Source organism: Binatus sp. (SeqCode), from assembly GCF_049584895.1.
Taxonomy (GTDB): Bacteria; Desulfobacterota; Binatia; order Binatales; family Binataceae; genus Binatus.
In genome coordinates this window covers 102446-118011 of record NZ_JBAUYR010000029.1, presented here as the reverse complement: position 1 = coordinate 118011, position 15566 = coordinate 102446, and the positions used below count along the sequence as shown (strand labels likewise).

Genomic DNA, 15566 nt, shown 5'->3' with positions numbered 1-15566 from the left:
GGCTTTAGCCTGTGATTCTTCTTTCGCGCGACCATCTCTCGAAGGGCCGCCCTTTGTCGGGCGCGCGGTGGTCTGCTAACTCAAGGTTGATGAATGTCCGCCACGCAGCCGCTCTCACGCTTGTGGGCTGGTATCTCATGGTCGTTCCTACAACGACCAATGCTCAACCATCTCCCACCCCCACACCGCCAAGGAAAGCAGCGGATGTCTGGCCTACCGTCTCTCAGGCTCAGGCGGAGGGCGATTATCCGCAACTGTGGAAAGCAGAGCACCGGGCGGAAGCCGCCATCGCCGCGAATGCTTGGGTGGTAACGGTGCCGCACGTCAAATATATGGCGCCAGATTTCATCATTGATGAGAATGCCCGCCAGAAAGGGGTCGGCGAGGCGGGGATTGGGGTCTTCGTGGACAAATCAGAAAACGTGCGCGAGGTCGCAGGTAAAGTACCGCCGCAATTGAATGGCGTCCGCGTCCTTGTGAGAGCGATTCCTGTCGCGGTCTTGTGTCTAAGTGTTAGATTAGGGAAGGACGTCGCCAAAGACTGTTCCGACTGCGCAGTTACTACGGAGAATGAAGCATACAGTTGTCTGACAAAATTTAAGACAGAGGCTCAATGTGAATTAGACGCGGCGAAGTACAGGCAGGATTGGTACGCAGACGCAGACAAAAAAGGCGATGTGGTGGTCCTCGCGCCGAGAGCGGAATGCGTAGAAAACACAGCACGGCACCGGGCGGAAGCCGCCATCGCCGCGAATGCTTGGGTGCTAAAGGTGCCGCACGTCAAATATATGACGCCAGATCTCATCCTTGATAAGAACGCCCGCCCGAAAGCGGTCGTCGAGACGTGGATTGGGGTCTTCGTGGACAAATCAGAAAACGTGCGCGAGGTCTATGGTAAAGTACCGCCGCGATTGGATGGCGTCCTCGTCCTTGTGAGAGAGATTCCTGTCTTGGTCTGGTGTCTAAGCGTTGCCGAAGGAAGCGACTGCTCCAAAGATTCTCCAAACTGCGTCACTTTGGAGGGCGAGGCTCACAGTTGTGAGAAGGAATTTAAGACGCAAGCCCAATGTGAATTAGGCGCGGCTAAGTACGTGCACGATTCGTACGTAGACGCAGACAAAAACGGCGATGTGGTGGTCATCGCGCCGACAGTGCACTGCTGGGAAAACACGGATCCCACAAGTTCGCAGTGGGACCCGACTTGGGATCCAACCACTGAGAAAGCCGTGCCGTACAAGCAGTAGGACACGCGCGATTTCAAACCAGGACACTCGACCTGAAATTAATACAGCGTCGAACGGTTGAGGATGAACTAGTTCACCCTGACCGTCACTGGATATTCTGTGTTACTTTGTAGCGATGCGTCAGGCCTTCCTCATCCCCCATCTGGTTCGCCTTCCCACAATGGGAAGGATTAGCGTTAGGTCGCTGGATGCCATCAGCGAAGCAAAAAATCATTTTTGACGGAACGAAGCTACCCTTGGTACCTCAGCGATCCCGAAACTACTACAGGTGGTATATCTTGCAACGCGCTCCATTTCGCGACTGCTCCCTCTTCTCAAAAGAAAGACTTGGGTTGGGTGGCGATGCGACTCCAGCTATGATCGCTTTCGCTGGATTTCACCCATGATTGCAATCGTCGATTACAAGGCCGGCAACCTGACCAGCGTTCAGCGCGCGCTCGAATTTCTCGGCCATAAGTCGGAAATCACCGATCGCGCCAAGCGCATCGTCGCCGCCGATCGCGTGATACTCCCCGGCGTCGGAGCGGCCGGCGCCACGATGGAAAATCTGCGCGCGCTCGGACTCGTTGAGGTTCTGCGCAACGACGTCGCCCGCGCGGGCAAGCCGTTCCTCGGCATCTGCATCGGTATCCAGGTCCTGTTCGATCGCAGCGAAGAGGACAGCGCCGAATGCCTCGGCATCGTCACGGGCCGCGTCGCACGCTACCCGCGCTCAATTGACGGCCGCCCGCTCAAGGTTCCGCAGATCGGATGGAACCGCGTGCGCCAGGCGCGGGCGCATCGCGTCTTCGCTGGTGTGCCCGACAACACCCACTTTTATTTCGTAAATTCGTTCTATCCGATTCCCGACGACCCTTCGATCGCGATTGGCACGTGCGACTACGGCGTTCCATTCACCGCGGCAGTCGCGCGCGACAATGTGATCGCGACTCAATTCCATCTCGAAAAGAGCGGCGCCGCCGGCCTCAAGCTGCTCGACAACTTCTGCCGGATCAATTGCTGACGATGCTCGCGAAACGAATTATCCCGTGCCTCGACGTCCGCGACGGCAAAGTCACCAAGGGCGTGCAGTTCCTCAAGAACGTCGACGTCGGCGATCCGGTCGCGATGGCGCGCTACTACTACACCGAAGGCGCCGACGAGATCGTTTTCTACGACATCACCGCTTCCAATGAGCGCCGCGGCATCATGCTCGATGTCGTGCGCGCAGTGGCGCGCGAAATTTTCATTCCTTTCAGCGTCGGCGGCGGACTGCGCACCCTTGAAGACATGCGCTCCGTTTTGCTCGCGGGCGCTGAGAAAGTCTCGATCGACTCCGGCGCGGTGCGCAATCCCGCAATCATCTCGGAGGGCGCGCGCGCATTCGGCAGCCAGTGCATCGTGCTCTCGATGCAAGTGAAGAAAACCGGGGTGCGTCCCGAAGTGCCGACCGGTTACGAAGTCGTGATCGACGGCGGACGCCAGCCCACCGGCAGCGACGCGCTGGCATGGTCGCTCGAGGGCGAGCGTCTCGGCGCCGGCGAGCTGTGCATCAACTCGATCGATCGCGACGGCACCAAGCTCGGCTACGATCTCGAAATCACGCGCCGCATCAGCGAAGCGGTTTCGATTCCCGTGATCGCATCCGGCGGCGCCGGCGAACCTTCTCATCTGCGCGACGCGTTTACGACAGGAATGGCTGACGCCGCCATCGTCGCGTCCATCGTTCATTACGGCGAGCATCCGATTCCCGCGTTGAAGTCGTATCTCAAAGGCAGCGGCGTCGAGATTCGCGACGCCGTGACAATTGACCTGATGACAGCACGATGAAAATCGCGTTTGTAGTTTCGGAATTCAACTCCGAGGTGACCACGCCGATGGAAGATCGGGCGCGTCGTCACGCCGAGTCGCTTGGCGTCGAGGTCGCGCGCGTGGTCCGCGTCCCAGGAGTGTACGACATGGCGCCGGTCGTGAAAGCTCTCCTCCAGCGCAAGGAAATCGAAGGCGTCGTGATGATTGGCGCGGTCATCAAGGGCGAGACCAACCACGACGAAGTAATCGCGCACGCGATCGCCCGCGCCGGCATCGAGCTTGCGCTCGAGTTCGACAAGCCCGTCGGCCTGTCAATCATCGGACCCGCGATGACCGACGAGCAGGCCGTTGCGCGAATCGAGAACGCGAAGAACGGGGTCAACGCCGTCGTCAGTGTGGCGCGCGCGCTCAAGGAAATTCGCGGCTGAGTTCGCCATCGCTCCACAGTTGTTGAGAATCGCGCGGCGCCTCGTTGAGACCATGCGCGCGACTCCTTATACTCCTCGACGTCGGTGTTGAAGATGATGGCAGAGGCGGGCGGCGGGGGTGAGACTTTTTCCACGCGTACGGCTGCGAGGATTCTCGCGGTCACGCCCGAGCGTATTCGCTACTGGGTCAAGCGCAACCTGGTGCGCCCGCTGAATCTTGGCGGCCGCAATTATCGGTTTGCGTTCAACGACCTGCTCGAGATGCGTCTGGCCAAGGAACTGCTCGGCACGCGCCAGCATATCGATCCGATCCAGCGAACTCTCGAGCGGGTGCGCACGCTGGTCGATCCGGAGCGATCCGTCACCTCGCTGAAACTCGTCAACGACGAAGGACGCATCGTCGTGCGCGACGGTCCTTCGCTGATCGAAGCTGAGACGGGACAGCTGATCTTCGACTTCGAGCGTAGTTATCAGCCCGGCAAGGTCGAAGACGGCTTCGGCCCAGCGCGAGTGCGCGAGCGTTTCGAGGAGGCGCGTCGCGTCGCCGACGAGGATCCACTCCGCGCACTTAACATCTACAGCGAGCTGGTCGGCCGCGAGCCCGGCAACTTCGAGGCGCATATGCGGCTCGCCACGCTGCTCGAACGCGAAGGCGATCTCGCCGGTGCGCTGCGCCATCTGCTCGGCGCGGCGACGATCGTCCCTGCCAGCGCCGACGTCCACCTGAAGCTCGGCCTGCTCTATCGCAGGAAGGATGAGCAGCAGAACGCGCTACGAAGTTTCCTGCGCACGCTCGAATGCGATCCCGCCAACGTCGAGGCGCATCGCAACGCCGCCGAGATGTATGAAGCGGCGGGCCGCAAGCGCGACTCGCAGCGCCACCTGAGCGCGATCCATCGCTTAATCAAAGGCGACTGATTGAATCACCGCAATACGCAGCGATAAGCTCGCGGTATGCCGCGCGATTCACTGAAACCAATCGACATCCTGCGCCACGAACTCAAAGCGTTGCGCTTCATCCTGGACAATTTTCACTCGGGTAAACTTGGCGCCGAAGGACTTCCGCCGCGCGAAGACTTCCAGTCCCCGCAAGGCCGCGCGCTCTACGATTCGATCGTCAAAGCTGCCGACCGCAAGTCCGCCGAGCACGCGATTGCAGAACTCGAACTCGACGACGTCGACATCGATTCGTTCCTGCATCTGAGCGGCGAGCACTACTACACCTATCCCGCGTTGGTGCGCGAGCGCGCGGCGGCCGTTCGCACCGGCAAGCTCACGGTCGAAGGCACGTGAGCGCGTCGATTCCCAAAGAACTCCATCTGCTGCTCGATTCCGCAGGCGCGCTGATCGTTTTCCAGGAGAAGGGCGCATCTTGGGCCGGAGCGCTCGCGTTTTCGAGCGAGGACAAAGCGCGCGAGTTCTGCCGCACGAGCAATCTCGACGCCGCCGAAGTCGCCGCGATCTCGACCACTGATCCGGAGGCCGTCGGCGCACTGATTGCCTCGATCAAGCGGCGCGCCATCCGCAACGTCCTGCTCGATCTCGACTACAAGACCGGGGCGTGCACACAGATCGACTTCGACGGCCAGTCATTTGGCACTGCATCGCCGCGACAATTCACTCCGCCCGCTCATCGCTAGATCTTCCGATGCCATCCGAGCGCTCTATCCTGCCCGAACATATCGAAGAGGCGCGCCGACGCCTCGCCGGTATCATCAAGGCGACGCCGCTGATTCGCAGTGCGACCCTCGATCGAATGCTCGACGCGCACGTGCTCATCAAGCCCGAAAATCTGCAGAAGACGGGATCGTTCAAAATTCGCGGTGCCTACAACCGGCTCGCCACCCTCGCCGACGATCAAAAGTCGCGCGGTGTCGTTGCCGCGAGCGCCGGAAATCACGGCCAGGCGCTTGCCTACGCCGCCACTCGCGCGGGCGTGAGCGCGACGATCGTGATGCCGACCACGGCCGCGATTGCCAAAATCGACGCGACCCGCAGCTACGGCCAGTCGGTGGTGCTCGAAGGCGTCGATTACCAGGAGGCCCGCGCGGCTGCGATTAAGATGTGCACCGAGCGCGGCGCATGCTTCATCGACGCATACGACGATCTCGAAGTGATCGCGGGGCAGGGCACAGTAGGATTGGAAATCGCCGACGAAGTTACCCCGGACTTCGTGATCGTTCCAGTTGGCGGCGGCGGACTAATCGCAGGAATCGCGGCTGCGCTCGCGACGCGGGCGCCCAACGCCGAAGTAATCGGCGTCGAAGCGGCAGGCTCACCTCAACTATCCGCGAGTCTCGCTGCCGACGCGGCTGCGTCGATCGGCCGTCCGGTCGATACTATTGCCGACGGTCTCGCCACCGGACGAATCGGCGCTATTCCGTTCGAAGTGATGCGCAGGCGCGTCAAGCGCGCCGTCACCGTCGACGATTTCGAAATCAGCGAGGCGGTTCTTCTGATGCTCGAGCGCCTGAAACTTCTCGCAGAAGGCGCCGGCGCCGCAGCGCTCGCAGGCGCGCTCAAACTCAAAGACGATCTGAAAGGCAAAACCGTAGTCCTTGTGGTGAGCGGCGGAAATATCGACACCAATGTGCTCGATCGGATTATCGGCCACGGCCTGGTAAAAGTCGGGCGGCTGTTTCGGGTCGCCGTCGATTTGCGCGACCGCCCCGGCGAGCTCGGCAAACTGGTCTCAATGATAGCGGCGACCGGCGCAAACGTTCGCGCGATTGACCACGATCGCACTCGCCGCGACATCGCTATCGGCGGCGCTCGCGTGATGCTGGAACTGGAAACCCGCGGCCCCACGCACATCGAAGCAATTCGCGATCAGCTAAAGCGCCGCGGCTACGCGTTCGAAGTTCCCGCGCTGGGGTGAAGAGGAACTTTATTGTAGTGAAACCCCTCCGTGGGTTTCACGCTTCCTTGGGCAGGGTTAAACCCTGCACCTTAGAATTAAGAAAAGATGCGGGACTTCGTCCCTGTTCGAACTAGTTGGGGGACTGTCACGCGACGGGCGACTTTGTCGCCGGTCGCTTACTTGGGAGAGGATGACAAAAAGTTCTAACAGGGACGAAGTCCCGCATCTTTCTTCTAACGATGGGTGCAGGGGTCACCCCTGCCGAAGGAAGTTTGAAACCCACGGTGGGTTTCATTTAGATTTCGTTCTTCGATTCTCTACGTGAACATCGACGCGATGCCGGTCGGCCTCACCAGCTTGCCCGCCGGCTTCATCGAATGCGCGAGCGCTTCGAGCTTCTGCTTGAACGCTTCCATCTCGGCCGCCTGCTTCGCTTCGAACGCCGCTGCTTCGCGCGCGCGTTTGCGCTCGAACGCCTCGCGATCGGCGCGCCGCTTGTTGTAGAAGCCCTCGAAGGTCTCTTTCACCGCGCGGTACATCGCGGTCTTCGGCACGTACGATCCTGAGCAGAACGGGCAATGGAACACGACTCCCTTCTCGAAAAGCCGGTACGGGATCGTCCACGGCTCGTTGCAGTCCTTGCAGATGACGGGAACTTCCCATCCGAGCGGATTGAACTCCGCGCTCGACGCTGAAGTTGCTCTGGCCGCTGCGGGAGCCACCGGGGCTGGAGCTGCCGCCGCTGGCTTTGGCGCAGGAGCGAGTGCGGGCTTAGGCGCTTCCGCTGCCGCCCCATTTGCCGCAGGTGCTTGGGCACCGCCTTCTTTGCGGAACCGCGATGGCGCATCGTCGGCGAAAGTCGTCTCGGGATGTAGTTCTCTCGCGCGCTGGAGCAGCACGCCTTCGGTCTCGAGATTTGCGGGATCTGGGATACAGCAATCGACGGGACATACTGCAGCGCATGCTTCATGGTCGTGGAAGCCGACGCACTCCGTACACTTCGACGGCACGATGTAATAGATGTCCTGCGCAATCGCGGCACCCGGCGTGCCGTTCAGTTCCCACGGCACTCCGCCCGCGTAGATCGCAGTGTTCGGACACTCCGGCTCGCACGCTCCGCAGTTGATACATTCGCTCGTGATCGTCGTCGCCATCTGGTGAACCCCGGTCTATCGCCGAAACTTGATCGTGATCAACTTCAAACTCTAACAACGCTGATTTCAGCGGGCAATCGGTCTCCGAGTGCGGCTAGAGTCTGCGTGATATTCGAAGTCTATCAGGTAGACGTTCTCGCCCGGACCGTGTTTCGCCACCTTCAGGAGATCGACGACACCTGCGAAGCCGGAGCGTCGCGCCAGCTCCGGAGTGATGTCCGCGAGTGTGATGCGCCTCACCGATGTCACTTCGATGAATCCGTCGCCCAATCGGTAGTGGCCGCCGACCTTGACGTGCGGGCTCTGCCAGATGCGTACGCTGCACGTGACTTCGCCGCGCATGACCGGCTCGCGAAGTCGTCTCGTAAATACCATCGACAATCAGTAGCGCAACTGCGATCCGTGTGCGAAGCGCGGTTTTCGCGGCGACGCGGTTTTGACTATGCTGGGCGCGAAGCCGCGGTACGCGCGCAAATCGATCACGACCGCAGGAGTTCCTATGGATCTGCAATTCACGCCCGAAGAAGAAGCATTTCGGCTCAAGGTCCGCAGTTGGCTCGCCGAGAATATGCCGACCAGCGGTCTCTCCGATAGTCGCGAGGGCCGCGAAGACAAGACCTGGCTCGCGCGCGCCAAGGCGTGGCAGCGCCGCTTGTACGAAGCCGGTTACATCGCGCTCGCATGGCCGAAAGAATACGGCGGACAGGCGATGGATCCAGTGCGCCAATCAATCGTCAACGACGAGATGGTTCGCGCCAAGACGCCGTACAATGTCGGCGCGTCAGGACTTGGGATGCTCGGGCCGACGCTCATCTCGTGGGGCAACGAGGAGCAGAAGCAGCGCTACCTGCCGAAAATTTTGACCGCCGAAGAAATCTGGTGCCAGGGTTATTCGGAGCCGGGCGCCGGCTCGGATCTCGCTTCACTGAAAACGCGCGCGGAAATTGTCGGCGACGAGTTCGTCGTCAACGGCCAGAAAGTCTGGACCTCGGGCGCGCAATACGCCGACATGATGTTCTGCCTGGTGCGCACCGACCCCGAAGCCCCCAAGCATCGCGGCATTTCGTACATCCTCATCGACATGCATACGCCAGGAATCACCGTGCGCCCTCTGGTTCAGATGACTGGCGATCGCGGCTTCAACGAAGTTTTTTTCGACAACGTCCGTGTGCCGCGCAAAAACCTGGTCGCCAAGCTCAACGAAGGATGGATCGTCGCGAATGCGACGCTCTTTCACGAGCGCAACATGCTGGGATCCGCCAGCGGCAGCGAACAGCGCTTCAATCGCCTGCTGGCGCTGGCCAAATCGATCACCCGCGGCGGCCGTCCGCTCACCGAGGATCCGGTCTTCCGCCAGCGGCTCGTCGAGTTGGAGATCCGGGTCGAGGCGATGCGATTTCACTCGCTGCGACAGCTCACCGATCACATTCGCGGCAAGAACCCCGGCGTCGAGGCGATGATCAACAAGCTCGTCGGCACCGAACTGAATCACGACCTGGCCACCGCGGCGATGGAGGCGATGGGCGACTACTCGATGCTCTCGCGCGACGACGAAGCCGCACTCGATCACGCCTACTGGCCGTACGAGTGGATGTTCTCGCTCGGGCTGGTTATAGGCGGCGGCACCTCGCACATCCAGAAAAATATAATCGCAGAGCGCGGCCTCAAGATGCCCAAGTCCCGCTAACCCAATCTTCTCGTTCCCCTTCCCGCTCGGGAAGGGGTTAGGGGTTAGGTTGCTGGGAAAAACGGAGGGCGCAAGGACAACAATGGATTTCGGACTAAGCGAAGAACAACAGCAACTCAAGGAAAGCGCGCGCGCATTCCTGAGCGGCGAATGCCCGACCACATTCGTGCGCAAAGTGATGGCGACGGAGGACGGCTATCCGCGCGAACTCTACGACCATATCGCGAAGCTCGGATGGACCGGGCTAATCGTTCCCGAAAAATTCGGTGGCGCCGGACTCGGGATGCTCGACATGGCGATGCTCCTCGAAGAAGGCGGCTACGCTGCGATGCCGGGGCCGTTCCTGTTCTCTTCCGCGCTCGCGGCCAGCGCGCTCAAACTCAGCAGTTCCGAGGAGCTCAAGGCAAAGTGGCTGACGCCGCTTGCCGAGGGCAAGGCTATAGGCACCGTCGCGGTCGTCGAGAGCGCGGGCTCGATCGATGCTCGCGATATCAACGCAATAGCCATAAAGGGCGACGGAGGATGGCATCTCGACGGCACCAAGATGTTCGTGCCGTATGCCAACGTCGCCGACTTCATTGTGGTCGCCGCCAAACGCGATTCTGATATTCGTCTGTTCGTGGTCGATACAAAATCGCCGGGCCTGACGATTCGATCGCTGAAGAATCTCGACCTCACGCGACGTGTTACGAGCGTCGAGCTTAGAAATGTTCCCGCCGAGCGGCTTCACGGCGGTGGATCGGATCTCTTCGGAAAGCTGATCGACGTCGCCGCCGTGGCCGTCGCTGCCGACTCGCTCGGTGGTACCGAGCGCGCGCTCGAGATGGCGGTCGACTACTCGAAAGTGCGCGAGCAGTTCGGCAAACCGATCGGATCGTTCCAGGCGCTCAAGCATGCCGCCGCCGAAATTGTCGCGGACGTCGAACCCGCGCGCGCGATGCTCTGGTACGCTGCCTACGGTTTGGACACCGACGCCGCCGACGCGTCGCGCACCGCGGCGATGGCGAAGGCGCGCCTGTGCGATATCTACAGTCGTGGCACCGATCGCGCGGTCCTGATGCACGGCGGAATCGGCTTCACCTGGGAGCACGACATGCATCTGTGGTTCAAGCGCGCCCGCTTCAACGAGTCCTACTTCGGCTCGCCGTCGTTCCATCGCGAGCGCGTCGCGACGCTTGGCGCGTATTGAGAGTCAGTGAAAAACTGAAAAACGTGAAGTTCGATATCTTCTACCAGCTCCCTGAAGCCGCGAATCAAATCACCAGCGAGCGCTATCGCGAGCTGATCGCGGAAGCGGCCGAGGCGGACAGGCTCGGCTTCAACACCGTGTGGCTTGCCGAACTGCATTTCGTGCCGCGCTTCTCTGTGATGCCCACGCCGCTGTTGCTCCTTGCGGCGATTGCGGAGCGCACGACCAACATCCGCCTCGGCATGGCGGTCAACCTGATGCCGCTGCATCATCCGATTCGCCTGGCCGAGGAGGTCGCGACGCTCGACGTGCTGAGCGGTGGCCGCGTGGAGTTCGGCGCTGGTCGCGGCGCGTTCCCGCTAAACTATCGCGGCTACAACGTGGAAATGGCCGACAGCCGCAAACTGTTCGAAGACGGACTCGAATCAATCAAGACTGCATGGACGCAAAAGCGCGTGGACGGAATCGAAGTGGTTCCGAAACCGATCCAGCGGCCTCATCCGCCGATTCGGCTCGCCGCCAACAGCGCCGACACTTTCACCTTCGCAGGAGCAAATCGTTATCCAATCTTCGCCGGCGGACCGGTGAATCCAATTCCGGTGCTCGCCGAGCGGCTCAAGATCTATGAAACCGCGCTGAAGAACGCGGGACACGATCGTCCCGACGATTGGCTGGCCGCGGCGCTGATGGTGTTCGTCGGACGCGATCGCGCTCACGTGCGTGCGATCATCGAGCCCAGCCTGCGCAACTACTTCAACGCGGTCAGCGATATCATCGAGCCCGAAAGCCTCGCCGCCGGACATCAGGCGGAATTCCAGAAGGTCCGCAACCGCCTCCGCACGATAGACTACTCGATGGTCGATTCGATCATGGGGATTTTCGGCGATCCGGAATACTGCGTCGACCGAATCGCGCAACTGAAAGAGCAATTCGGCTTCTCGCGTCTCGTATGCTGGTTCGAAATCGGCGGAATCAGCGGCCACCAAAACGTACTCGCCGCGATGCGCTTGTTCGCCGACCGCGTGATGCCCAAGTTTCAGTAGAGCCGTCAGGACGGCGAATCGCTGCCATCAACCTCAAGCGTGATAGGGCGAGTGACTCTGCGCGCATTCAGCGGCTGTCCGACATTCGCACCGCGCGCAGGATGTCGGTCTTGGTGACGACTCCGCTCAGAGCGCCGGAATCGTCCGTTACTAGCAGCATTTGCGGGCCGCCCTCGCGCACCAGCAGCCGCAGCGCCTCGCTGAGCTCGCAGTCGCCGCTGACCCGAATCGCATTTCGATCCGCATATTCGCCGACGGTTACTTTGTCCCATTCGCTCGGCTCGACCTGGCTGAGATCGGATACGGCGATCGTGCCAATCACCCTATCGTCTTCGTACACCGGGAAGATCGTGTGTCGGTGATGCGCCGCGACGCTTTCGACGAATTGACGAATCTTCGAGATGGATTTCACGAAGATAACCTGATGCTGCATTACGTCGCGCACGTACATCCCTGACAGGTCAGCGAGCTTCGCCGTCTCATGCAAATGCTGATCGCCGGACACCGACGCCTCGCCCGAAATAGCATACGCAACCGCGGCGCCGATCAGGCTCGGGATGATGTACGAATGGCCGCCGGTGGTTTCCGCGACGAAGACCACCGCGGTGAGCGGAGTTTTGTAGCCGGCTGCGATGAACGCGGCCATTCCAACGGCCGCATACAGATCGTGCGTCGGCGAGTGGACCACAGATTGCGCGTACGCGTTGCCGAGAGCACCGCCAACCAGCAGCAGCGGCACGAACATCGCGCTGACTCCTCCCGTGCCCAGCGTGAAAATCGTCGCGAGCAGTTTCAGCACGACGAATACCAGCAACACTTCGGTCGGTAGCGGATGCTTGAGGACGTAGCGCACGGCCTCGTAATTGGGACCGATCGGAATCAGCGGTCCGTCGTAAATCGTCACGAACGCGAGGCCGCATAGCGCGGTGCCGAGTCCGCCGATCGTAAGCTTCAGCCAGTGCGGTATCCGGCTGGTGACGAAAAAAACCCGCACGCGGCGAAACGTGATGTCGAACACGATTGCGATTAGCCCGATTCCCGCGCCGAGTAGCGCCGACCATGCGACGTCAACCGTCCTGAAACTCGTGCTGCCCGCGAACCCGAACAACGGCTGCGCGCCGACTATCGACACCAGCGTCGCGTATGCGACCACCGACGCGATCAGCGACGGCAGCAGCGCCTCGTGCGCGAGGTCGTCCTTGTACGGCATCTCGAGCGCGAACACGATACCGGTGAGCGGCGCGCGGAACACGGCAGACATGCCCGCGGCGGCTCCGCTGATCAACATGATGCGTCGGTCGCGCGTCTCGAGGCCGAAGCGCCGCAGCTTGGTCCATAGCCACGATCCGATCGCGCCGCCGCTATAGATGCTCGGGCCCTCGAGCGCCGCACTGCCGCCCGATCCGACAGTCGTCACTGCGGCGAGCAGCTTCCACCAGAACGGACCGATGTCGATGTCACCCTGATGCTCGTGATAGGAGCGAACGATCTCCTCGGTCGAGTGTTCGTCAGGATCGGGCGTGCAAAACTGCATTATCAAGCCCGTCACAAAGAAGCCTGCGACGAGACCGACCACGATTGCCCAATGATGGCTGAGGTAGTAGGGAAGTAGAGCCCTCCAGATGACGTCGAGAACCAGCACGGCGATCCCAGTGATGATGAGGCCGGCCATGATGCCGATGATGGGCGCGACGAGGAGCCATTTCTGAATGTCGCGCGAGTACGTCGCCGTCAGGTCTTCATTGACGAGGGCGGTGTACTTTCGAAGTACGGGGTGCTTAAGGAATTTGGAGTCAAGGACGTTCGCGAAAATTCCCAATGAAGCGATCCTTTCCCTTCCCGGAACCGGGTCGGCTAGCTATCTTGCCCCGTCTAATGCTTAACACTATGTATCGACGTGGCACAGTAGCAGCAACGCATGTAGCAGGCCTGCCACAAGCCAATCTGAGAGAGACATTGGCTGAAACGCGGATTCGCCAATCTCGGCAGAATGCAACCGACGTGCAACGTCCAAATACGGGATTAGCGGGTTATCGAGGGCTTCAATTGCCCTCGGAACATCATACCTCGACTAGGCGTATTGTCCCTCGTCATGCCATGATTCCAGAGAGAGCCCCGTGTAAATGGCACAGCAATTGGATCAAAACCGACGGGGCTTCGTAGGGGACGTTTTAGCAGACAGCTATACCGAAATCCGTCGAGCCCGGATTTCGACATTCGCGGGGGACTATGAGCGAACAAGATAGGGAAAAAGAGCAAGAAAAAGATCTCAATACGTTGAGTCCTGCTGTCAGGATTTTTCTGGTCGAAGATAACCCCGACCACGTCTTTATCGCGCTTACCGTGGTCAGGCAGGTGCTCGGCGACGATATCGAACTGGTGCATGCGCAGAATGCCGACGAGGCGCTGCTCATGATCGCGCAGTTCACAGAGCAGGATCGTCCGGATCTATTCCTGGTCGATCTGCGCTTGCCCGATAACGGCGGCTTCTCCGTATTGCAGGCCGCGCGCTCCAACGAGGCGCTCACCGCGGTTCCGATGTTCGTGATAACCAGTTCGCTCTACGACCGCGACATTGCCGAGAGCTATCAGCTCGGCGCATCCGCCGTCCTATGCAAGCCGCTCTCGCGCGCCAAGCTGCGCGACGAGTTGGTGCGCGTCGGTGCATTGCCGGAGTCGCAGCGGCCGAGCGATCCGGCCTATCGCCACTAGGCAAAATCAATCTCATATTGGGGTGGGGGCGGGCTGTGAGTTGTAATGACTCGCGGCCCTTTTTCTTTTGCAGGCTTGACCGTCGCGGCTGCAAATAGGATTCTCGCTGACGGTCTGCCTGACAAGCAGACGCACTCGTCTGGCGACGGAGATCATCGCATAGGAGCTCTCGTGAAACCCTACACATTCGAGAAGAGTGACGCGCTGATGGAGCGCGCGAAAAAAGTTGTTCCCGGCGGAATCTATGGGCATCAGACGCCGCTGGTGCTCACCAAGGGCGCGTACCCGTCGTTTTTTGCGCGTGGTGAAGGCTCGCATATCTGGGACGTCGATGGCAACGAGTACATCGACTACATGTGCTCGTACGGCCCGATCGTACTCGGCCATCGGCATCCGAAGGTCGAGGAAGCGGCTCGCCGCCAAATGGATCTCGGCAACTGTTTCAACGCGCCGGGGCCGGTGTGGGTCGAGCTAGCGGAGCATCTGGTGTCGATCACGCCGTTCGCCGACTGGACGGTGTTTGCGAAAAACGGCTCCGACGTTTGCACCTGGGCGACTGAAGTCGCGCGTCACGCGACCGGGCGGCCGAAGCTCGCGATGTGCTCGGGCGCATACCACGGCACTCACGCGTGGTGCACGCCGATGCCGAACGGAGTGACACCGGAAGATCGCGCGAACGTAGTTTATTTTCGATACAACGATCTCGAGAGCCTGCGCCGCACGGTCGAAGAAAACAGCGGCAAAATAGCGGGCGTGATCGTGTCGCCGTTCAAGCACGACGCCGGTCACGACTCGGAGCTGCCGGTCGAAGGATTTCTATCGGGCGTGCGCAAGATCTGCGACGACAACGGCGTCGTGCTAATCCTCGACGACGTTCGCGCCGGCTTCCGGCTGCACATGGGTGGATCGGGCGAGTTGTTTGGAGTGCGCCCGGACCTGACGACCTACTGCAAGGCCATCGCCAACGGTTATCCGCTCGCAGCGTGCCTCGGACGCGACAGCTTGAAGCAGGCGGCGCAGGAAGTGTTCTTCACGGGATCGTATTTCACCAGCGCTGTGCCGATGGCGGCGAGCCTGGCGAATCTGAAGGAGTTGCAGGCAAGTGGAGGCGTCGAGAGGATGCGGGTGATCGGCGAGAAGCTGCGCGCGGGATTGCTCGCACAGGCACGCAGCGCCGGCATCGAGGTTACGTACTCGGGGCCGCCGGCGATTCCGTACATGACCTTCAAGGCCGACGCCGGCCGTTTCGATCGCGCCAAAGTTTTCGCCGGCGCATGCTCGCGCGCAGGCGTCTACTTCGCGCCGCGTCACAACTGGTTCATCTCGGCCGCGCACACCGACCGCGACATCGAGCAGACCCTGAACGTCACCGAGCAGGCATTCGCCCAAGTGCGCAACCAATTCGGCGCGTAGCCGCAGAGAGCCATTGATCCCGACGCTCTCCGGACCGGCACAGCG

15 protein-coding genes and 1 pseudogene are annotated in these 15566 nt (G+C 60.8%); 13 read left to right on the top strand and 3 right to left on the bottom strand.

What is annotated here, in order from left to right; genetic code table 11:
• The first annotated feature begins 89 nt into the window (after window positions 1-89).
• The 8 genes from WB650_RS04720 (at window position 90) to ilvA (ending at window position 6341) form a co-directional block, all read left to right on the top strand.
• Window positions 90-1244 (top strand): hypothetical protein, encoded by a 1155-nt coding sequence (locus tag WB650_RS04720; protein ID WP_423959620.1) that lies wholly within the window; start codon window positions 90-92, stop codon window positions 1242-1244.
• Window positions 1245-1626: 382 nt separating this feature from the next.
• On the top strand, window positions 1627-2247 hold the full coding sequence (hisH, locus tag WB650_RS04715) for an imidazole glycerol phosphate synthase subunit HisH (protein ID WP_422303629.1): 621 nt from the start codon (window positions 1627-1629) through the stop codon (window positions 2245-2247).
• Between the two features lie 2 nt (window positions 2248-2249).
• Window positions 2250-3053 carry an imidazole glycerol phosphate synthase subunit HisF gene (hisF, locus tag WB650_RS04710; protein ID WP_423959618.1) on the top strand — a complete coding sequence of 268 codons (804 nt, stop codon included), beginning with the start codon at window positions 2250-2252 and terminating at the stop codon, window positions 3051-3053.
• Entirely contained in the window at window positions 3050-3463 is a 414-nt protein-coding gene (gene ribH / locus WB650_RS04705) for a 6,7-dimethyl-8-ribityllumazine synthase (RefSeq protein WP_422303631.1), read from the top strand. Before hisF ends, ribH begins: the two co-directional genes overlap by 4 nt.
• A 96-nt stretch (window positions 3464-3559) precedes the next feature.
• Complete coding sequence (locus WB650_RS04700) at window positions 3560-4381, top strand: MerR family transcriptional regulator (protein WP_423959615.1); 822 nt, start codon at window positions 3560-3562, stop codon at window positions 4379-4381.
• 36 nt (window positions 4382-4417) lie between these two features.
• The gene (locus WB650_RS04695; RefSeq protein ID WP_423959613.1) at window positions 4418-4756 is read left to right on the top strand and encodes a hypothetical protein; all 339 of its coding nucleotides are present in this window, start codon (window positions 4418-4420) and stop codon (window positions 4754-4756) included.
• Complete coding sequence (locus WB650_RS04690) at window positions 4753-5103, top strand: hypothetical protein (RefSeq protein ID WP_422303634.1); 351 nt, start codon at window positions 4753-4755, stop codon at window positions 5101-5103. Before WB650_RS04695 ends, WB650_RS04690 begins: the two co-directional genes overlap by 4 nt.
• Before the next feature lie 8 nt (window positions 5104-5111).
• Window positions 5112-6341 (top strand): threonine ammonia-lyase, encoded by a 1230-nt coding sequence (ilvA, locus tag WB650_RS04685; RefSeq protein ID WP_422303635.1) that lies wholly within the window; start codon window positions 5112-5114, stop codon window positions 6339-6341.
• A gap of 845 nt (window positions 6342-7186) precedes the next feature.
• On the opposite strand, the pseudogene WB650_RS04680 reads toward ilvA, so the two are convergent.
• Together WB650_RS04680 and WB650_RS04675 are read right to left on the bottom strand one after the other, a co-directional pair.
• A pseudogene (locus WB650_RS04680) lies at window positions 7187-7477 on the bottom strand (YfhL family 4Fe-4S dicluster ferredoxin); the annotation flags it as partial.
• A gap of 66 nt (window positions 7478-7543) precedes the next feature.
• Entirely contained in the window at window positions 7544-7852 is a 309-nt protein-coding gene (locus WB650_RS04675) for an ASCH domain-containing protein (protein ID WP_422303636.1), read from the bottom strand.
• A 67-nt stretch (window positions 7853-7919) separates the two neighbouring features.
• Between WB650_RS04675 and WB650_RS04670 the strand changes: the two genes are divergently transcribed.
• From WB650_RS04670 to WB650_RS04660, 3 genes are all read left to right on the top strand, one after another.
• Window positions 7920-9164, top strand: coding sequence for an acyl-CoA dehydrogenase family protein (locus WB650_RS04670; RefSeq protein ID WP_423959611.1), 1245 nt, complete (start codon window positions 7920-7922; stop codon window positions 9162-9164).
• A gap of 82 nt (window positions 9165-9246) precedes the next feature.
• Window positions 9247-10353 (top strand): acyl-CoA dehydrogenase family protein, encoded by a 1107-nt coding sequence (locus WB650_RS04665; RefSeq protein ID WP_422307518.1) that lies wholly within the window; start codon window positions 9247-9249, stop codon window positions 10351-10353.
• Between the two features lie 23 nt (window positions 10354-10376).
• A complete protein-coding gene (locus WB650_RS04660) occupies window positions 10377-11396 on the top strand; it encodes an LLM class flavin-dependent oxidoreductase (RefSeq protein ID WP_422307521.1) in 1020 nt (339 codons plus the stop codon).
• A 67-nt stretch (window positions 11397-11463) separates the two neighbouring features.
• Here the strand turns inward: WB650_RS04660 and WB650_RS04655 are convergent, their stop codons facing one another.
• On the bottom strand, window positions 11464-13215 hold the full coding sequence (locus WB650_RS04655; RefSeq protein WP_422307523.1) for a chloride channel protein: 1752 nt from the start codon (window positions 13213-13215) through the stop codon (window positions 11464-11466).
• 410 nt (window positions 13216-13625) lie between these two features.
• On the opposite strand from WB650_RS04655, the gene WB650_RS04650 reads away from it, so the two are divergent.
• Window positions 13626-14108 carry a response regulator gene (locus tag WB650_RS04650; RefSeq protein ID WP_422307525.1) on the top strand — a complete coding sequence of 161 codons (483 nt, stop codon included), beginning with the start codon at window positions 13626-13628 and terminating at the stop codon, window positions 14106-14108.
• Between the two features lie 171 nt (window positions 14109-14279).
• Window positions 14280-15521: an aspartate aminotransferase family protein gene (locus WB650_RS04645; RefSeq protein WP_422307527.1), complete on the top strand. Its 1242-nt coding sequence runs from the start codon at window positions 14280-14282 to the stop codon at window positions 15519-15521.
• Window positions 15522-15566 lie beyond the last annotated feature (45 nt).